This window comes from Plectonema cf. radiosum LEGE 06105 (assembly GCF_015207665.1).
In the GTDB taxonomy this organism is placed as follows: domain Bacteria; phylum Cyanobacteriota; class Cyanobacteriia; order Cyanobacteriales; family Nostocaceae; genus Rivularia; species Rivularia radiosa_A.
Genome location: NZ_JADEWL010000073.1, coordinates 13,595 through 33,957, shown reverse-complemented (window position 1 = coordinate 33,957; position 20,363 = coordinate 13,595). Strand labels below are relative to the sequence as shown.

Here is a 20,363-nt window from a genome sequence, read left to right as displayed (position 1 = left end):
GCTAAGTAATAAGTAATAAGTAATAAATTCTTAGTTCTTACTCAAAACTCCTCACTCCTCACTCCTAACTCCTCACTCCTCACTCCTAACTCCTCACTCCTCACTCCTAACTCCTAACTCCTAACTCCTAACTCCTAACTCCTAACTCTTAACTCAAAACTCCTAACTCCTCACTCCTAACTCCTAACTCCAAACTCCAAACTCCTAACTTCCATCAAGATGATTGTTCGGCTAACTTCAACTGTTGCCACCAACGATTTAAGGGATAATAAACCACCGGAGCCCAAAGACTGCTAAGAATAGCGGAAGCAAGAGTTACTTTTTTGTAATATGCCCAAATAACATCTGAATTAGCAGTACCGTGGGCAATAATCTGTAAGGCGAAAATCGTATCCGATAAAATAGCCATCAAGAAGACAATTAAGGCAATAGAAATAAAATCTTCTTGAATAAAACGTTGTTTCTGAAACAAGCCAATGAGAAAACCGACAACGCCCAAACTTAAAGCATGAGTTGGCTGAGGTGAAGTCATTGCATCTTGAAGCAACCCTAAAACGATACCAGCAAAAGCACCTTGAAAAGCCGAACGCTTGACACTCCAAGCCACAACCCAAATTAACAACCAGTTAGCCGTAATTCCCACCAATTCCATACCGGGAAAGCGATTTGGTAACAGAAATAAACATAATAATACAGACCCACTAATTACCGCCCAATCTGCAATTTGGCGTACATTGGGATGCCAACGAGAGAGAGGTTTAATGGGCTTATTGGGTTTTTTGCGTCGGGATGGAGGTTGTCCAGAAGTTTGCTTATTTCTAGTCCGAAATGAAGGTTGACCAGAATTGTGCTTCCTCCTAGAGCGAAATGGAGGTTGTCCAGAAGTTTGCTTCCTCCTAGCCCGAAATGAAGGTTGCCCAGAAGTTTGCTTGTTCCTCACCCGAAGTTTGGGAATATTCATTGAACTGTAGCCTTGCTGTGAAATTATTTCTGTGTATCTTTGTTTTCGGGTGCTGGGACGACGGGTGGTTTAGGATTAACTGTTACCCAGTCAAGAGAACGAATTGGAGGGAAAAGCTCGACTGTGGCAACTGACGCGGGAAGTCTTTTTAAATCTAATGATTTTATTTTGCCTATAGGTACACCGGAGGGAAATTTAGAACTATAAGTTGATGTAGAAACTACATCCCCCGGTTTGACATTTGGTACTTTTTCGTAAAATTCTAATACCGCATCAGCAGAACCATCTCCTCGTAAAATACCTTTGGCTCCAGTACGGCTGATATTTACACCTACTTGTGAAGTCATGTCGCTAATTAACAAAACGCGGCTAGTGTTGGAAGTTACGTTATCTATCAAACCAACCAAACCACCTTCAGCCTTCACTACATAACCTTCCTGAATTCCTGCAAGGCTACCGCGATTCAAACTTACCTGTTGCCACCAATTGTCTGCACTACGTCCAACCACGCGAGCCGGAATTGTAGGTACATCTTTTGGTTCTTTTTCTACATATTTTAATAAAGCCTTGAGATTTTGATTCTGGCTTTCTAATTCAGTTATTTTGGCTTGCAGTTCTTGTACTTTAGCGTCTTTGAGATATTGTTGTTGATTCGGCTCGCTTTGAAACACCTCAAGGGGACGAGTAATACCATTGTACAACTCAGCCAAAAGTTCACCTTGAGTTTGGCGGACTATGAAAACTCCACCAACCACTAACACCAATAACCCTAACTGTAACCCTTTACGCTCCCACCGGCGACGTGCAGTAAACATATAAACCGACCTATAGCAGAAAATTTACTTAATAAATACTTAACTTAACTTAACTTAATAAGAAGATATCGGATTCTCCATAGAATCCAATACCTTATCGAACAAAGCGAATCTACAAATTTACATATTGCGAGAACGAGCGCTGAATACCCGTTCTAACTGTTTGAAATTTTCTAACACCCGACCAGTACCCAATACTACACAGCTTAGAGGGTCGGCGGCAACGTGTGTTACAATACCTGTCTCATGACTGATTAAAGTATCTATACCCTTGAGCAAAGCACCACCACCAGCAAGCATAATGCCCCGATCAATAATATCTGCTGCTAGTTCGGGTGGTGTACGTTCTAGCGTCCGCTTCACTGCTTCAATAATAACTGAAAGCGGTTCGGACATACTTTCACGAATTTCTGGTCCTTTAATTGTAACAGTTCTGGGCAGACCAGAAAGTAAATGTAAACCTCGAACTTCCATGATCGCTTCTTCATCATCATGAGTCGGATAGGCAGAACCAATACGAATCTTGATATCTTCTGCTGTACGTTCCCCAATCACCAAGTTATGAACTTTCTTCATATACTGGATAATTGATTCGGTTAATTCATCCCCAGCAATACGTACTGATTCACTCAGCACTGTACCTTGAAGACTAAGTACTGCAACTTCAGTGGTACCACCACCGATATCAATAATCAAGTTACCAGTAGGTTCAGCTACTGGCAGCCCTGCCCCAATCGCTGCTGCTACAGGTTCATCGATTAAATAAACCTCTCTAGCCCCTGCTTGAGATGCAGCATCCATTACAGCCCTTCTTTCAACGCCAGTTACACCACTAGGGATACCAATGACAATCCTGGGTAAAACCAGAGATTTGCCCCCGTTAACTCGGTTAATAAAATGCTTCAGCATCAACTCAGCAGTATCAAAGTCAGCAATTACACCATCGCGTAAAGGACGCAAGGCAATTACATTCCCAGGAGTTCTACCGAGCATTTTCTTCGCATCTTCTCCGACAGCCAGCGCAACCTTTTCGTTTTTGTCAATAGCAACAACTGAAGGTTCTTGGAGTACAATACCTTTGCCAGAGACATAAACGAGAGTGTTGGCAGTACCCAGGTCGATACCCATATCCCGCGACAAGGAAAACTTACTGAAAAGACCCACGCGTTTTTACGCCCCCTATTCTCGTTACTTTTTACAACGTCCGAAATACCCAATCGTGCTGGATTCTATTATTTTTTTCGACTTGAGTCTAGTAAAGCAGATTAACTTTTTATATATCTTTTCCCAATCTTTACTATTCCCCAACCCCTTTGAGTTTTATATTCTTTGTTTGAGTAAACCTATCAGTATGCTTTCGCAATTTAGGTATAGTTATTTTTATCATCCATTTAAGAATTTTTTTTGTTAATTATTTAACACTATCTCAAATGTGTTCTAATCCGCTATTATGGATATTACAATTCAAAAGTACACTAGTACTAAAAGCTAAAGCCTATGAGTATTAATGTAGTTCATCTCATTGGTCGTGTGGGTATCGACCCCGACATGAAGTATTTTGAGTCTGGCACTGTTAAGTGTAGATTAACACTAGCAGTCAATCGTCGTAAAAAAGACAGCGAGCCGGACTGGTTTGATCTCGAACTGTGGGGAAAAACAGCAGAGATTGCAAATAGTTACGTGCGTAAAGGTAAACAAATAGCCGTTAAAGGTTCCTTGAAATTAGATAGTTGGAACGATCGCGCTACCGGCGCACTTCGTTCTAAACCAGTTATTATCGTGGACGACCTACAGATGTTAGGCTCTAAACGAGATACTGAATCTGAAATGATGAATAATAATCCGGAACATTTTTAGTTATATCAACTACTAACCACCAACAACTAACCACTAACCACTAATCTAATAACTAATTCGTAATGTAACAGATGCTCCCACTTCTTGTTCACCAGCGACAATAGGAGTGGGTGCAGCTTCAGCCATTGCTGCTGTGGGAACTGCATTGCGATACATAATTGGTTCCGGAGTCGAAGCATTACCCACTTGAATATGAACTACCTCCTTGGGTGTAAATCCCAAGCTTGAGAAGACAGCATTAGCTTGTTTTTGAGCGTCTTGAGTCGCTTCTTTGAGTGCTTGTTCACGTGCTTGAGTTATTGCTTGTTCAGTAGCGACAAATGTGACGCTATTAATTTGTGTTGCACCGGCTTTTATCGCTTGATCCAATAATTTACCAGCCTTTTCAGTGGGAACGCGGAAACTCACAGTATTAATAGCTTCGTAACCTTGAGTTTGTCGTACATTATCCTTATAGCTATATACTGGGTTAAGTTGGATGCCGGTGGTTTGTAATTTCTCTACATTCTCGGACTTGAGTAACGCTACTACTGCATTAGACTTACGAGCCGCTTCTTGCTGTACAACATTGGCTGTTTTTCCTTGAATCTGCACTCCCAAAGTGACTTGGGACAAAGTTGTCGGAATTGTTTCTAGCCCTTGTCCTGTTACTGTTAATGTTCGTAAGATTATTTTCTCTTCTGTCAAACCAGGTTGAATGGAAGCAACGCTAACAAACAATGCGATGGGCAGAATTTTGCATACTTTTGATAAATTTTTGTAAACCTGGGATTTATATCCAAATGTTTTGACTGTATTCATAATATTCTTACTCCTAATTAAATTATGATATGAATGACATTCATATACGGAGTATTTACTGAGTTTGAATGTTCCTGTTTTTCAAAAGACTTGGGAAAAATAAAATTTTAGCCTCCGTAGAAAAGATTTATGATTTGATTTGATTGCAAACAGTGAATAAATCTTAAATTAAATATATGAATTGGCTATTAAAAACTGAACCGCTGGAGTATTCCTATACGGATTTATCAAAAGAAAATGTTGCAGTATGGGATGGAGTCAAAAATGCTCTTGCTCTAAAAAATATGCGGACAATGCGAACTGGAGAAAAAGTATTCATTTATCATACTGGTAAAGAACGCAGCATTGTCGGAGTTGCAGAAGTTTTAAGTGAAGCATATCCCGATCCAAAATTAGATGATGTTAAAAGATTAGTAATAGATATACGAGCAGTGCAGAAATTACCCGAACCGATTACCCTTAATCAAATCAAGCAGGACGAATTTTTCGTAGGTTTTGATTTATTGCGTCTGCCAAGATTATCAATAGTTCCAGTGTTACCCGAACATTGGCAACGCTTGCTAAAGTTAGCATCTGGCTTACCTTAAAGCTTTATTTGTAGCAACTTTCCTGATTAACGTTGCGATCGCAAGTAAAGTTATCACAGGTTTGGGCGTTTTCAATCAACTCCAAATCAATCGTTTTTGTTGAACGGTGTGGAATTAGTGTTTCTCAGCATTAATTTCGACGCTGGAACCCTGTTCAAACCGTGTTTAAGCAGCAATCTGGATGATGGTTATTCTCAGCATCTTGTTTGCGTTTCCTTAAGGTTTGCCGATACTTAACAAATAACTACAATCATAGCAAGAAATGTGGCTAAAACCTTCACCATTGAATAACTGTAAATCCAATAGTCTAAAATCGTGAAAAATCGCAGCAAGGTCTCATTAATTACTGGTAAATCAATAATTTTCACTTCAGTAAGCAAACAAAATCTAGTTATAAAAGTATCTATGTTCGAGAATTTATGATATCAAAGGAAACTTATAACTGAAAATATCCGTCCCTTTTAATTGTAATTTTTTAGGAGTTTTTGAGATTTATTCGGCACTGCTACTTGAGTAATTTTTCAAGTATTGCATCTCACCATATTATTTTTAACCGACAATTAAACCGACAATTAAGCCGATAATAAACCGATAATATTACGGGCGTGCATTAATTACCGCTTCATTGAAAAATTTCATAAATTTCTTTACCCTGCATAGTTTTTCTGGCTGGGATTGACTGCGATCGTTAATTCTGGTTATCTCTTTGTGGGTGGAATCTTCAAAGCGGGAGCAACGTAGGTTTTTATTGCCACAACGGCATAAAAGAAGAATTTCTTATGTTAGAATTCTTTGCCAACAGCTAACCACGTTCTTTTTGAAGAAGCATTTTCCACGGTGGACTTATAGCAGTATAAAGACGGTTCATCCCGACAAGCACCACTGGTAACATACTTATCTTTAATGACGGTTTGAGCGGTTATATTCCCAGCTAAATTTGAAACCTTTATATACTTACCGCTCTCGTAAATGCGACTTAGGAGAAACACTGTGAAACTACACTGGTTAATACCTGGGACTTTTTTAACTGTCTCCCTATTATCTTCCCCTGCAAATGCAGCGAAACTACAATCTTGGAATTTTGACGCTAATCAAAATCAGCTAGAATTTAATACTGATGCTGCGGTACAACCAAAAGCTCAACTAATTTTTAATCCCACTCGTGTAGTAATTGATTTACCTGGAGTCAAATTCGGTAGTCCGCAATTGAAAAAACCTGTCGGTGGTGGTGCTATTAGTGCAGTGCGTATCGGTCAATTTGACCCGGAAACTACCCGCATGGTGGTTGAATTAAGTCCCGGCTATACTTTAGATCCAAATCAAATCAAATTTGAAGGAGTAAGTCCCAGTCGTTGGAGAGTAAAATTACCATCACCAGAACTTGAAAAAACAGATTCTGACGAAAGAAATATTTACAGTGTAGTACGAACAAATAATACCGCACACAGTAATACATCTAACAGCAATCAAACGGTAATTCAAACTAGTCCAAAAATTGCTCAAGGAACTGCTCAAATTGAAAGAGTACTTCCAACTGGTGATGGCTTTTTTGTGCGTACAAGTGGTGGTAAAGCAACCTCTTCAAGAGTTAACCGCAACGGTCAAGAATTGATCAATGTAGATATTTCCGGGACTACATTATCGTCTAGCTTACCGGGAAACGAGTTCCCAATGAATCGCTTTGGTGTAAAAGGAATTGAATTTAAGCAGTTAGATTCAACAACCACTCGGATTGTTTTGCGCGTAGACAAAAATAGCCCAGATTGGCGAGCTACAATCAGCAGCTTTGGTGGTATAGTTTTACTGCCCAATGGTAAAGTTAGCGAATCTTCCCAAAATAGTAATCCCAATCCCCCAGTCAATCGACCATTACCTTCTCCATCACCACCACCAACCATCACAACACAAAACTCTCTAGCTGAAATTGAAGCTGTAGAATTAGATGACAATGGTGGGACATTAACTGTTAAAGGTAACAAATCTTTATCTGGAAGCACTAGCGGATGGGATAGTAAGAGTGCGATGTACCGTATTTTGATTCCTAATGCTCGGTTATCATCTTCTGTAAAAGGGCCACAATTTAAAGCTAGTAGTCCGGTGTTACGGGTACTTACGCGACAGGAAAACTCAAATACTGTTGCTGTCTACATTTTACCAGCAGCACAAGTCAGCTTCGGAAGACTTGATGTTAGAGGAGAGCGATTAAATTTAGATTTGCAGCGCAATAGTGCAACCAAACCTCCGGTTATTTTACCTCCGATTCCCAAACCAAATCCGGTTGCGGGTTCCCAACCAGTTACAACTCCTTCCAATCCCAAGCCAAGTCCAGCACCGAGGGAGGCTCCTAAAGGAAAGGTATTAGTGATGATTGACCCAGGACATGGTGGTAAAGACCCCGGTGCAATTGGTATTGGTGGACTGCGAGAAAAAGATGTCATCTTACCCATCAGCCAAAAAGTCGCAGAAATATTGCGAAAAAATGGAGTCAATGCAGTACTCACCCGTAATACCGATTATTTTGTCAGCCTTCAAGGACGAGTAGATATGTCCGATAAGTCAAATGCAGATTTATTTGTCAGTATTCATGCTAATTCTATGGGTTTAAGTCGTCCTGATATTAACGGTTTAGAAGTTTATTATTATAACAGTGGTAAACAGTTTGCCGATACCGTCCGTAAAAGCATTACCCAAAACGTCAAAATTAGAGACCGGGGAATCAGAAGTGCTAGATTTTACGTACTCCGTAAAACCTCAATGCCAGCAATTCTCGTAGAAGTTGGTTACGTCACAGGTCGTGAAGATGCCGCCAATTTAAATCAAACTGCCTACCGTAATAAAATGGCAGAAGGTATCGCTGATGGTATTCTTAAATACCTTAAACGTAGGTAAAAATAGATAAGTTAGCCATAGTTAATGAGTATATTTGAGTAAATTTACTCATTAAATATTATTATCCTAAATCTAAAAGAGCGGTTATTATGGGGGAATTCTTGTTTGCTTTTGAGCCAAGGATTCCCCGATTTTATTTGGCAATCAGGATTATTGTTGGCACTGACATCTCTCAAAAACAAGTAAAATTAATTGGTGATGGGTAATTGGTAATAAGCTTGCTTCTTACTCTTTAGTTCCTGCTCGGTACTCGGTGCCTGTTCTCTGAGTGAAATGCTATCTTGAAGGGATTTAGGCTATGTTGTCTAATTCGCCATTATTATAAATATACAAATGTGGGACAAATGTGAGTATACTATATTCTTAAATTTTATCTGTATCTATCATCTCATACTTGATGCTTTTACTCAAGTTGAAAAAATCGAGATATCAAACTAGTTTCTCAATCGGTTTATCCTCGTATCACATCAACATGGAAAAAAATTAAATATAGTCAAGTCAAATATAACCATTACCCAAAAATATATTTTCTTGTTGTTTTTTACATTTTCCAATTTGATTTTAATTAGCAATATTATTTTTTGTAAATAGGGGAACATTTTCTTAAAAAAGCGTAAATAAAAATCAGAGCTATTTTAAATGATTCTAATTTTGCCAAATTGGGATTAAATAAATGGGTGTTTTATGATAAAAGTCAAGCCAAGTTAAAACCGTCTTAAAATCGATTAATTAAAATTGGGATATGGAATATAACACCAAGCCTGAACTAGATTTTTCCCCAGCAACACTTATTTACCCAAATTACAAATCATGCATCTAATTTTTAGTTGAATAAAATGTCACTGATTGGATTTTACTGCTGAGTTAAACTGCTTCTATCTCAATAATTGGTATAATCAAATGCTAAAAACCAGCAGAATGATGTCCTTAAAGCAAACAAGTAAAAAGCTTCATGCTAAAGTTAATACGATTAACAACGTTTTTATCCGAGATAAAATACTTGTGGCAATGCCCACCGTTGCTTGTGAAAATTGAAAGCGGCGATGACTGCTTAGATATCGAGGTATGAAGTACCAACACTTTTACAAATTAATAGTTATCAATAAAATACGGATTAGGAGAAAAGGTTGTGAAAATACACTGGTTAGTATCTGGTACTACTTTTTTATCTGTACTAATGCTATCGTCGCCCGCTCATGGTGCAAAGCTGTCTTCTTGGCGTTTTAATGCCAATCAAAACCAACTAGAATTTCAAACTGATGGTGCAGTTCAACCCGAAGCACAACTAATTTTTAATCCGACTCGTTTGGTAATTGATTTACCAGGAACGACATTTGGAAAACCCCAGTTAACCCAAACGATTGGCGGTGCGATTCGTTCTATTCGTGTTGGACAATTTGACCCACAAACGGCTCGTTTAGTTGTGGAAATGAATCCTGGGTATACTCTTGATCCAAACCAAGTAAAATTTGTCGGTCTAAGCCCTACTAACTGGACAGTGCAGCTACCTTCAGCGAAAGTTCGAGCAAGTGCTCTCGCTCCTAGAAGCATTTTCAGCGTTACACCAACAACCAACACCCCACCATCCAACAGAATTGCTGCTAGCACTTCAAATGCAGCAACAAAAATTGAAAGCTTGCAAGTTACCGGAGATGGATTTTTCCTGCGTACCAGCGGTGCTAAACCGAAAATCAAAAATCCAACTCGCGATCGCGATGAAATTAACATCGACATTTCAGATGCGGCTTTGTCACCAGCACTCCAACGAGAGATATTGGTGAACAAGCACGCTGTTAAGGGCATTCAATTTAGCGAAGTCGATGGTAAATCACCTGGCGTTCGCATGACTTTACGGGTGAACAAAAAGAGTCCCGATTGGCGAGCTACAACTAGCGGTAACAATGGTTTAATAGTTCTACCCAATCGTTTAAGTGCGGCTATAAGTGGTAGTTCTAATAGTTCTAATAGTTCTAATAGTTCTAATTCAACTCAAATCAGTCAATCGGATTCTTTTCCCGTTCCACCAATCCCAAATGTCAGCAATTCGGTAGCAACAATTGAGTCTGTGGAACTAGCTCCTACTAGTACTCAGTTACTAATTAGAGGAAATCAAAATTTATCTGCTGTTGGTGGTTGGGATAGACAATCTGGTCTGTATCGTATCACCGTTGATAATGCAAAATTAGCTCCTAGAGTTAGAGGTCCACAATTTACTGCTAATAGTCCGGTTTTGCGAGTACGTCTACAGCAATTAGCCAATAACAAAGTTGCTATCTTTGTGCTACCTGCATCTGGAGTACAAATTGGCGAACTCAATCAACTTAGCAATCAGCTGTTGTCGTTAGAATTACAACGTACTCGAATTATCCCTCCCACTGGATCGATTGGTTTACCTCCCATATCTCAACCAATTCCCCAACCGAACAGTCCAATCATCACTCTGCCACCATCACGAGTTCCAAATAGTAGGGTTGTAGTCATGATTGATCCGGGACATGGTGGTAAAGACCCCGGTGCCATTGGTATCGGTGGGTTGCAAGAAAAGGACGTGATTTTACCTATTAGTTTAAAAGTTGCCGAAATTTTACAGCAAAACGGTGTACAAGCAGTACTCACGCGCAACACCGATTACTTTGTCAGTCTCCAAGGACGAGTCGATATGGCTGAGCGAGCTAACGCTGGTTTATTTGTGAGCATTCACGCTAATTCTGTAGGCTTAAGTCGTCCTGATGTCAGCGGTTTAGAAGTTTACTATTACAACAGTGGTCTTAGCCTTGCCCAAGATGTCCGCAGCAGTATATTAAATACTGTAAATGTTAGAGACCGGGGAGTGCGACAAGCTAGATTTTACGTACTGAGAAAAAGTTCCATGCCTTCAATTCTTGTGGAAGTAGGTTATGTAACGGGACGAGATGATGCGGCAAAATTAGCTTCCCCTCAATATCGAGACGAAATGGCACAAGGTATTGCTAATGGTATTTTAAATTATATTAGGAGAAGGTAAAGTTATAATTATAACTCACTTTTTGCACCACTTGCAATAATTCCTAGACTGAACCTCAAAACCTGGTTCCCAGGCTGAGCATGGGAACCAGAAGAAGGCTGTTGTTGAGTTCGGGGTGCATTCCGGTGAATTTTCAACTTTGCTTTGTTAAAAATTAAATCATATTTATCGGCTCATTTCAGTATATTTACTAAGTTTAATTGCTATTCCCTAAAAAAAATAGTATAAAGAAATACCTGCTTTTTTTCAAAAAATATAGTAAAAATTTCTAAATAGAAAGTAAAGATGTAAAATTTTCTTTCATATCGGATTTATCAGTTAAAACATTGAAGTTTTTTGTAAATCCTTTGTCCCACATTCACAAATTATTATCAAAATCTGCCTGTGTTTTCATCTTCTATCTTTGAAGGCAATGTTTACCATCTATCCGAACAAGAAGCCCAACGCGCTCCTATCGGCATCTTTGATAGTGGTGTAGGTGGTTTAACGGTACTACGTCAACTTTATCAACAACTACCCGGCGAATCAATTATTTACTTTGGGGATACAGCCAGACTTCCTTACGGTATTCGTACCCAAGCAGAAATTATCCAGTTTACCCGTGAAATTATCTGCTGGATGGAAAATCAAGGGGTAAAAATGGTTGTCATGGCTTGTAGTACCAGTTCGGCTCTGGCATTGGAAACAGTACGTTGCGAATTTAAAGTACCTATCCTGGGACTGATTTTACCAGGTGCAGTTGCAGCAGTGAAAGCTGGAAAGCGTATCGGTGTCATTGCTACCCCGGCAACCGCTAAAAGCAATGCTTATAAAACAAGTATCCAAGAAATTAATCGTGATGCTCAAGTATGGCAAGTTGGTTGTCCGGAGTTTGTTCCTCTGATCGAACAAAACCGCATCGACGATCCATACACTAGAGAAGTAGCACGTTCCTACCTCGAACCTTTATTAGAGCAGCAAATTGACACTTTAGTTTACGGTTGTACTCATTATCCTCACCTGGCGAAATTATTGCGATCGCTCGTTGGTGAATCGGTAACACTGGTAGATCCAGGAAAGAGTGTTGTTGAAGCTTGCGCTCAAGAGTTGGATTTACTCGGCTTAAGGAATACTTATCCACCCCTGGCAACTCGGTTTGCTGTCAGTGGAAATCCTCAGCAATTTGCTCAGTCTTCAATCCAATGGCTCGGCTGTACTCCCATGGTTGAATTGGTAAACTTGGAGCATACAAATTTTAACCATTCCCAGCAAGAGCGTGACGGCATAATTACTTATTAGTAGAAAACGCAATACAGCACACCATGTGGTATGCTGTATCACGAACTAAAGTTAAAATTGGTTTATTCACTAACTCTATGGCTTTGAATATCATTTGCACGAAAGCCAATCAAAATTCATTCATGAGCGCGGTGTTACCAGCATCTCAGAAGAATATTCTTCTTCAAATTGCGAAGAAACCTCTGCCATCGCAGTTTTTTTAATTGTTCTCTTAGCCAGTGCTAAGAATATGTATACAGCAAACAAATAACCAGAAGCCACAACAAATATCATCATCATATTTCCCCCGACAAGTTTTTTTCTTCAATCCCATTCGTACAGCAAAAATAAATTGAACATAAGTACAAAAATCGAAGCTACATCGCTTTTTGCTAGAGCTTTTTTTGTCATTCAAAAATATCAGCAGAGTATGAATACTCTCCTATGTACTTATACGTAATTAGCTTTTACAGACTATGCCAGTAGCAATCATCAAATTGCCACTATGCAACTACCTAGCCTGCATTACAACTGCGTTATGCAGTGCTTCCTTCTCTATACAGAAGCTCTACCTTGCATACCCTAAAACGAGTCGTCAAGATTTACCAATATATAATTTTCGGATACCACATAACTATTATTGAGGAACTTATTAATTCGTAGACTACGAACACGAATAATATCCTCTGTTCCACCTACGACTTATTTCAACTCACTTTCATCAGTAAAAAAGTACAAATACGCAAAAAAAAAGCGATTTACTTTTCCTGAGTGAATATTTTAAGTATTTGAAATCCCTATATACAAGAATAACACAAGAAATCTCACTTGTGAGGTAATAAGCTTGCCTAATTTGAATTTTTCGAGATAATATTGTTCATTTATGATGTATAAAGAATCAGGTCTGTTTTCAGCCTGTTATCTAAGATACTTGAGGCGATTTCCTAAAATATTAATTTTTTGTTAATAAGAGCTATTATCTGTAAAATTTACCAAAGTCGCAACAATTTAATCGTATGAAACAAATATTCTTTTATCAGTAATTGCACGGAGTTAAATTTTAGTGTAATTTATTGATGCCTGCAAAATAAAATATTTTAGTTAGCAATCGAAACGCCTCCCCATAAATAAAGCAAAAAAAGTTACAAAACGTTACGCAAAATAAATCTGTTAAAATCCAGATATTAGTCGAACCTGGATGCAATGGCATTTGATAGTAATAACTCTATTTTAAGTATCAAATATATTGTAGTGTACCAGTCTCCAGTTATATACCGAACGATATTGACCGGCGTTCCCCGGTCAGCGGTGTACCGCTGACCTTGAAATTTAACAAGAACATTTATAGAAAGCTTTGCTCTAGCACGGGGTTATCTTAAAATGAGTACAGGATATGTAAACTTTCGTAACCAAAGTCAGAGTCCGCCCATTCATGACCCCAGCCACCTCCTTGTTTTCCCCTGTGGAAGCAGACCTGCATATATTGGCAGATAACCTTAAACAGCTAGTTGGTAATGACCACCCCATCCTCAGTTTAGCGGCAGAACATCTGTTCGGAGCTGGGGGGAAGCGTATTAGACCTGCAATTGTATTACTTGTATCAAGAGCAACAATGCAGAATTCAGAGATTACGCCTCGTCACCGACGCTTAGCTGAAATTACAGAAATGATTCATACGGCTTCTTTAGTCCATGATGATGTAGTGGATGAATCAGAAAAAAGACGTGGTGTTTCTACAGTTCATAGTATATTTGGCAACCGAGTCGCAATATTAGCCGGAGATTTTTTGTTTGCTCAAGCCTCTTGGTATTTAGCCAACTTAAATAATTTAGATGTGGTGAAATTGCTTTCAGAGGTAATTATGGACTTGGCTACTGGAGAGATTCAGCAAGGAATGAATCGTTTTAAAGCTGAGATTTCCATTGATACTTACCTCAAGAAAACTTACTATAAAACAGCGACATTATTCGCCAATAGTTCCAAAGCTGCTGGAATACTCAGCGAAGTATCTGCTCAAACAGCCGAAAACTTGTATGAATATGGTCGTCATCTTGGTTTAGCGTTCCAAATTGTGGATGATATTTTTGATTTTACTAGTTCTACAGATATATTAGGAAAACCTGCTGGTTCCGACTTGAAAGACGGGCATTTGACAGCACCTGTAATATATGCTCTAGAAGAAAAACCGGAACTAAAAACGCTGATTAAACAACAATTTAAACAAGCTGGAGATTTAGAACAAGCCCTTGCTTTAATAGAGCATAGTAAAGGAATTCAACGTTCCCGCGATTTAGCTGCTTACCATGCCAAACTTGGAGTCGAGCATATAAAACAATTGCCACCTTCCCAAAGTCGCCAAACTTTGATTGATATGGCTGATTATGTGTTGAGTCGTCTTAATTGAGAGTTACGAGATATTATTTCAACATTCTTGGATAATAGGAAAGTAGTTATCAGTTATTGATTTGTAATAAATCCTTAACTTATAACTTCTATCTCAGAGCCATATCTAAAGGTATATGTTTTAACTTTATCACTCTCAATTTTCAACTTATTTAAGCAATATCAGGAGGAATATCCGACCTACGCCGATTTTGTTGTAATGACCTTTCAATAATACTTTGCACTTGCGATCGCTTAATTTCCACAGCATTAGCTGTAGTGCCGGGAGTATTGAAAAAAATGATACTATCTACGGGTTCGAGAGCTAAAATCTGGAACAAAATTTCAATAACTCCTATCGGTGCAGCTATCATTTGAGGGTCAAGCCCAACACCAGAGGTAGTACTGACATCTTGTAACGTAGGATAAGCGTATATTATTTGTTTTTGCAATTGTGGATTGGTACGATTACTCAATGTTGTTAAAACCCAGTCATGCTCAAGGTTTTGGACTATGTAGTATTGACGGAAACGTAATTTTTGAGCAATTTTAATTAATTCCGGGGCAATTGCCGCAATCAGTTGAGTTGTAATACCATCTTGGGGTGCATTATCAATCAAAAGTTGAATTTGTGCTTGTAAATCCATAATTACCTGTTAATAGTTCCTGGGCATTAGCTATAACTTCTATGAAATACGAAAAATCTTCCCTTGATTTGGGAATAATATAACTAGACAAATTTCCAGACAAATTTATTTATGCAGGATAATGGGTGCTTGCGGTTGTGTTCGGATGTCCGAAGTCAGCGTTACACCGGCATTCCCCGGTAAATTAACCAGCATTCCACAAAATATAGGTTGTAATGTTTGTTTATATTAAGGTCTTTGAAACAAGTAGACTATGAAATCAGTCGCGACCACAACTATTCAGGGAGAAAAGTCTATCGGTGTGGAGGTGATATTTCAACTCCTATTCGGAGAACTTAAATCTTCGACTAAAGCTTCAGATTCTAATTGCCATGAAGTCGCAACACGAATCGCTGCCGAAGTCCTACGAATTTGCCATGAGAGCAAACGTATCCAAGCTTCTGGGGACATCAAAAGTTCGGCGATCGCCCTAGCGAAACACCGGCTATCTCAGACATTAAGATACTACCAGTTAGGTTCCAATCGAGGTAGGGTAGAGCTGCACAGCACTCTGAGCGCAATTATTTATCGTTATATTAATCCGCCCAATAAACAACTGAGTTATCAAGGGCGGTTGGGTGTAATTGAAGATTTTCTGCAAAATTTTTATTTGGAAGCACTGAATGCTTGCCGACGAGAAAATAAACTCGAGGCGACATATCGTCCCCAAACTCTTTTAGAATTAGCGGAGTACATGGCGTTTACCGAACGCTATGCCAAAAGACGCATTCCTTTACCAGGAAGACAGCAGCAGTTGATTATCCTGCGAGCGCAAACTTTTTCTCAACAACAGCCTCCAGAAACCTGCGTTGATATAGAAAAAGCCGCAGAAGGTAGCAGCAATGATGGGGATGGTTCTTGGGAAGATCCAGCCGTACAACAATTAAGAACGGCAATGGCATCTCAAACCGAACCGGAACCCCCGGAAGAAACTTTACGTTCGGTAGTCATTAACGAGTTAATGAGTTATCTTGAGGAACGACAACAAGGAGACTGTGCTGATTACTTTGCTCTACGCCTAAAAGATTTATCTGCTCAAGAAATTGAGGCAATTTTAGGTTTAACTGCTCGTCAGAGAGATTATTTACAGCAACGTTTTAAATATCATCTAATTAGGTTTGCCTTGCTGCACCGTTGGGAATTGGTTCACGAATGGTTAGAAGCCGATTTGCGTAACAATTTAGGTTTGACGGAACAGCAGTGGCAAGTTTATACACAACAACTTGACGATAAACAACGTTGTTTATTAGAACTAAAACAGCAAGGTCAAGCTGATGAAAGAATTGCCAAAACCTTGGGGTTGTCGATGGCGCAACTGCAAAAAAGGTGGTTCAAAATTCTCGAACAAGCTTGGGAAATTCGTAACTCTTTTATGTCCGGATCAAGTGCATCTACTCATGAATAGTGACACAGAATCCTTACAAAACCAATTACTCGCTTGGTTGTTAGCAGAGAATGCAGCAACCGAGGAGGATTTTTTGGTCGAATGTGAGGAAATTAACGGGGCTAAAACATACACAGAAAACACTGCTTCTACAAGCGGTGCTTCTGAGTCAGATTCGATGTCCTATCCTTTTTTTCAACTGGGAGAAATTCCTACTGTGCAAACACGTTTCCAAGCCGTTCTTAAGCGTCGGTTACAAAGTCAAGTCCAAGATAATCCACCGTTATTCCCCTGGGAAACACAATTAGTGGATTATCCCGATTACATAGACAATTTATCTACGAGCTGGGTTCCCGCTCATCCTTGGGCGGCACAACAGTCTAAACTGAGTTTGCCAATTGCTATACCGGAGAAAATTTTTCAGCAGTTATTGGCAAAGTGCCAAGAATTGCTTTCGTTTCCAGTGCCATTGGGAGCCAAACTTGTGGGAGTGGTGGAAAGTTTATTCCCCAACGAACCGCAAATGCTCAACGATTTAGCCGGAATGGTACTCAGAAGTCCATACCGTTCTGCGGATACTTTAGAAAGGATGCCTTATGTACAAGGCAACTACTCGGATTTGCAACCGCGTCAACAAATGGCATTATCATTATTGGCTGCCAAACAATTGTTAGAAAATCTAACTTTATCTGTTGATGCAAGCGAAGAGTATGTCTCAAGGCAATGGCTAACCAACATCGGTACCGTGACTTTGAGCGTAAAATACGACCAAGTTGCCCAAATACTGCGGGTTGAGGCTGAATTACCCCATACCGGGCAAGTGAAACTTGGAGGAGATAATTGTGCTAAGGTTGCAAAATCTTCAAATCAAGGAATTGTCAGTTTAGAACTCAATTCAGTTCAACAACAAGCAAATTATACATTGGCAGTTGAGCTAGATGACATGGATACTCAACCGCTGTACTTTACCATTGTGCCAACTTCTGCTTGTTAATTTATATCGACGGGGGCTTCTACAATCAGCTAGAAGTTCGGTATTAATACGAAGAAAGTTGAGCAAAAAGACGACAATTAGAAAGGGTTTAGGGGTAGTAGTGAAACTGAACCTTTATTTAATAAGCAGACAGTCTGAGGGTTTACAGCAGTTCTCATAGAACTCTTGGCAAATTTGATTGTTCGGTAAATGTAAATCAAACATACTGCTTTGAGTAATAATCAGGTTATGCGGCATTTTTACGGATGAAGAACAGGTTTAGGGGTCTACACAATATAGGGTACTGGCGGCAAAAAATTCAGTTGGCACCGCCGATAGAAGTAGAAGATTCAATTATTCTCAGGGTGCTAGTTAGCGCTTTGGTCATTGTCGGAATGATCGCGACGGATATCGCTGCTGAAACAACTGGCAGCTTTTGGGCAATTCCTTTAAGTCTAGTGGGCGGAGTTTGGAGTTATTACCGTCGTCGTCAACCCAATGTAGCAGTAAAATTCTGTATCGCTATCGGAATGTTATTAGCACTAGGTGCGTTTTTCGGGCGTAGCTTAGGTGAACTCAATGATACCAGGCTTATCCTCGCAGAATTACTGATTCAACTCCAGGTACTGCACAGTTTCGATATGCCTCGTCGTAAAGATTTGGGATATTCGATGATCATTGGGTTAATTTTACTAGGTGTAGCAGCAACCCTGAGTCAAACTTTAGCTTTTGCACCAGTGTTGCTGCTCTTTTTAGCTATTGTCTTACCTACTTTGGTATTAGATTATCGTTCGCGATTGGGTTTAAAACCCCTAACAATTAAAAAACAACCATCAAAAAATCAAGATTCTGCGGTTTTTAATTTCAAATTTTTAATTATTAATTTTTTAATCATAGTAAGTATAGGACTAAGCATTTTCGCCGTTTTACCTAGGTTTCCCGGCTATGGGTTGCGGACATTTCCGGTGAGTTCACCTATCGACGTAAAAGGGGATTTTACCGGACGCAAAATTGTCAATCCCGGTTATGTCCGTTCTGGTAATAATAACGGTCAAGGCGGTAGCAATGGCGACGGTAATTCTCAAGGCGCAAAGGGCGATCGCCAACAAGTTGATGACAGCTTTTATTACGGATTTAATACTAAAATTAATCAGAATTTACGCGGGGAGATGAAGCCCAAAGTAGTGATGCGGGTGCGTTCTCAAGCAGAAGGTTTCTGGCGAGTTTTAGCATTTGATCGTTATACGGGTAAGGGATGGGAAATTTCTCGCAACGACAAAGTAAAGCGACTGCAACGTTCTCCTTTCTCCTATCAAACTTTTCTGGAAAGTCCTTTAATTATTGGTAAAACCAAAGAAATAGTCCAAACTTACACGGTAGTGTCGGAATTACCTAACTTGATTCCGGCAATGACATATCCTAAAGAAATCTATTTTCCCACACCAATAATAGCCGTCGATACAGAAGATGGTTTGCGATCGCCGGTTGGTTTATCCGAAGGTCTTACTTATACCGTACTATCTGAGGTACCCTATCGCGATCGCACTAGGCTCGCAAAAGCTACAAGCCAATATCCAGATAAAATTACAAATTATTATCTACAAGTTCCTCCTGAAATCGCTGACAAAGTTAAACTGCTTACCGAAGAAATTTTAGCTGGCTACAATCGTCAACGGGTAGGTAAAACAGAGAAGAGTCTTTCATCACCTTATGAAATAGCTCTCTACCTAGCTCAATATTTAAAACAAAACTACACAGTACCCCAAAATCCGTTTTCCATTCCATTATTAAATGATGATGATGACTTGGTAGAAGCTTTCTTATTTAAAAACAAAGGAGGACTACCAGATCAATTTTCTACAGTTTTAACAGTAATGTTGCGCTCTATTGGTATTCCAGCGCGATTAGTTGCAGGATTTGCTCCAGGAGATTTTAATCCATTTACAGGGATGTATGTAGTCCGGAATACGGATGCTTACGCAATGACGGAAGTCTACTTCCCTAAATATGGTTGGTTTGCTTTCGATCCCATACCCAATCATCCTTTAATTCCTCCATCCATCGAAGAAACTCAAACTTTTTCCGTTTTAAAACAATTTTGGAATTGGATTGCAGGTTGGCTTCCTTCTCCAGTAACAGGATTGCTCAATAATCTATTTGGGAAAATATTTAGCATTCTTGTAAAGGTTTTATCCTGGTTTTTATCTTTATTCTCCCAAGGTATTTACGGGATATTAACCGGATTAACTTTAGTCACGTTCGTTTCTTTATTCGCTTGGCTGGGTTGGGATAAATGGCGCAAATGGCGCAAATGGCAATTTTTAGGTAAATTACAGCCAATGGAAAGACTTTATCAACAAATGCTTCAGTGGACTGCGGAAAAAGGTTTTATTAAACACCAAGCACAAACTCCTTTGGAATATGCTCAGATATTACAGCAACATCATTCTCCCCAAATAGCTGAAGTCATAAAAGAAATTTCTCAAGCTTATGTGAGTTGGCGTTATGGGGATAATAACCCTAACTTAAACAATCTGCACCAAAAATGGCAACAACTCAGAAATAGTTCAAAAAACTAAGTCTATATTTGTTATTTGTGAAAAAAATATATATAGAAGAACATAATATTTTTTTTGGTAAACATTAGAAAGATTGATGATTAAAAATAAATAAACATAAGTAAATATTTATTTCTAATCTCGTAAATTAAAGAATATTTGAATTATTGGGTAAACTGCCAAAAGAGAAGTAATTACATCTTTTCTGG

At 39.1% G+C, this 20,363-nt stretch carries 16 protein-coding genes; 10 read left to right on the top strand and 6 right to left on the bottom strand.

Annotated features, from left to right (window positions below):
* Positions 1 to 214 precede the first annotated feature (214 nt).
* From mreD to IQ247_RS19620, 3 genes are all read right to left on the bottom strand, one after another.
* A complete protein-coding gene (gene mreD, locus IQ247_RS19630; protein WP_322745534.1) occupies positions 215 to 961 on the bottom strand; it encodes a rod shape-determining protein MreD in 747 nt (248 codons plus the stop codon).
* A gap of 23 nt (positions 962 to 984) precedes the next feature.
* Positions 985 to 1,776 carry a rod shape-determining protein MreC gene (gene mreC / locus IQ247_RS19625; protein WP_193922790.1) on the bottom strand — a complete coding sequence of 264 codons (792 nt, stop codon included), beginning with the start codon at positions 1,774 to 1,776 and terminating at the stop codon, positions 985 to 987.
* Between the two features lie 120 nt (positions 1,777 to 1,896).
* On the bottom strand, positions 1,897 to 2,904 hold the full coding sequence (locus IQ247_RS19620; RefSeq protein ID WP_193922789.1) for a rod shape-determining protein: 1,008 nt from the start codon (positions 2,902 to 2,904) through the stop codon (positions 1,897 to 1,899).
* A 369-nt stretch (positions 2,905 to 3,273) separates the two neighbouring features.
* Here IQ247_RS19620 and IQ247_RS19615 point away from each other — a divergent pair, with 369 nt between their 5' ends.
* Positions 3,274 to 3,633, top strand: coding sequence for a single-stranded DNA-binding protein (locus IQ247_RS19615; protein WP_193922788.1), 360 nt, complete (start codon positions 3,274 to 3,276; stop codon positions 3,631 to 3,633).
* A 45-nt stretch (positions 3,634 to 3,678) separates the two neighbouring features.
* On the opposite strand, the gene IQ247_RS19610 is transcribed toward IQ247_RS19615, so the two are convergent.
* Positions 3,679 to 4,434 (bottom strand): SIMPL domain-containing protein, encoded by a 756-nt coding sequence (locus IQ247_RS19610; protein WP_193922787.1) that lies wholly within the window; start codon positions 4,432 to 4,434, stop codon positions 3,679 to 3,681.
* A 176-nt stretch (positions 4,435 to 4,610) separates the two neighbouring features.
* On the opposite strand from IQ247_RS19610, the gene IQ247_RS19605 reads away from it, so the two are divergent.
* The 5 genes from IQ247_RS19605 (at position 4,611) to murI (ending at position 12,192) form a co-directional block, all read left to right on the top strand.
* A complete protein-coding gene (locus IQ247_RS19605; protein ID WP_193922785.1) occupies positions 4,611 to 5,021 on the top strand; it encodes an EVE domain-containing protein in 411 nt (136 codons plus the stop codon).
* 990 nt (positions 5,022 to 6,011) lie between these two features.
* The gene (locus tag IQ247_RS19600; RefSeq protein WP_193922784.1) at positions 6,012 to 7,910 is read left to right on the top strand and encodes an N-acetylmuramoyl-L-alanine amidase; all 1,899 of its coding nucleotides are present in this window, start codon (positions 6,012 to 6,014) and stop codon (positions 7,908 to 7,910) included.
* A 900-nt stretch (positions 7,911 to 8,810) separates the two neighbouring features.
* On the top strand, positions 8,811 to 8,945 hold the full coding sequence (locus IQ247_RS33185) for a hypothetical protein (RefSeq protein ID WP_265579699.1): 135 nt from the start codon (positions 8,811 to 8,813) through the stop codon (positions 8,943 to 8,945).
* Between the two features lie 94 nt (positions 8,946 to 9,039).
* Positions 9,040 to 10,914 (top strand): N-acetylmuramoyl-L-alanine amidase, encoded by a 1,875-nt coding sequence (locus IQ247_RS19595; RefSeq protein WP_193922783.1) that lies wholly within the window; start codon positions 9,040 to 9,042, stop codon positions 10,912 to 10,914.
* 453 nt (positions 10,915 to 11,367) lie between these two features.
* The gene (gene murI, locus IQ247_RS19590) at positions 11,368 to 12,192 is read left to right on the top strand and encodes a glutamate racemase (RefSeq protein ID WP_375341240.1); all 825 of its coding nucleotides are present in this window, start codon (positions 11,368 to 11,370) and stop codon (positions 12,190 to 12,192) included.
* A 120-nt stretch (positions 12,193 to 12,312) separates the two neighbouring features.
* Here the strand turns inward: murI and IQ247_RS19585 are convergent, their stop codons facing one another.
* The gene (locus IQ247_RS19585) at positions 12,313 to 12,471 is read right to left on the bottom strand and encodes a hypothetical protein (RefSeq protein ID WP_193922796.1); all 159 of its coding nucleotides are present in this window, start codon (positions 12,469 to 12,471) and stop codon (positions 12,313 to 12,315) included.
* A gap of 1,132 nt (positions 12,472 to 13,603) precedes the next feature.
* On the opposite strand from IQ247_RS19585, the gene sds reads away from it, so the two are divergent.
* Positions 13,604 to 14,575 carry a solanesyl diphosphate synthase gene (gene sds, locus IQ247_RS19580; protein ID WP_193922781.1) on the top strand — a complete coding sequence of 324 codons (972 nt, stop codon included), beginning with the start codon at positions 13,604 to 13,606 and terminating at the stop codon, positions 14,573 to 14,575.
* 151 nt (positions 14,576 to 14,726) lie between these two features.
* Here sds and IQ247_RS19575 read toward each other — a convergent pair whose 3' ends face one another.
* Positions 14,727 to 15,200 (bottom strand): hypothetical protein, encoded by a 474-nt coding sequence (locus IQ247_RS19575; protein WP_193922780.1) that lies wholly within the window; start codon positions 15,198 to 15,200, stop codon positions 14,727 to 14,729.
* Positions 15,201 to 15,453: 253 nt separating this feature from the next.
* Between IQ247_RS19575 and hetZ the strand changes: the two genes are divergently transcribed.
* The 3 genes from hetZ to IQ247_RS19560 all read left to right on the top strand — a co-directional run bounded on the left by hetZ (position 15,454) and on the right by IQ247_RS19560 (position 20,175).
* Positions 15,454 to 16,644, top strand: coding sequence for a heterocyst differentiation protein HetZ (hetZ, locus tag IQ247_RS19570; RefSeq protein ID WP_193922779.1), 1,191 nt, complete (start codon positions 15,454 to 15,456; stop codon positions 16,642 to 16,644).
* A complete protein-coding gene (locus tag IQ247_RS19565) occupies positions 16,637 to 17,617 on the top strand; it encodes a PatU (RefSeq protein WP_193922777.1) in 981 nt (326 codons plus the stop codon). Before hetZ ends, IQ247_RS19565 begins: the two co-directional genes overlap by 8 nt.
* 245 nt (positions 17,618 to 17,862) lie before the next feature.
* Positions 17,863 to 20,175 (top strand): transglutaminaseTgpA domain-containing protein, encoded by a 2,313-nt coding sequence (locus tag IQ247_RS19560; RefSeq protein ID WP_193922776.1) that lies wholly within the window; start codon positions 17,863 to 17,865, stop codon positions 20,173 to 20,175.
* The last annotated feature ends 188 nt before the right edge of the window (positions 20,176 to 20,363 follow it).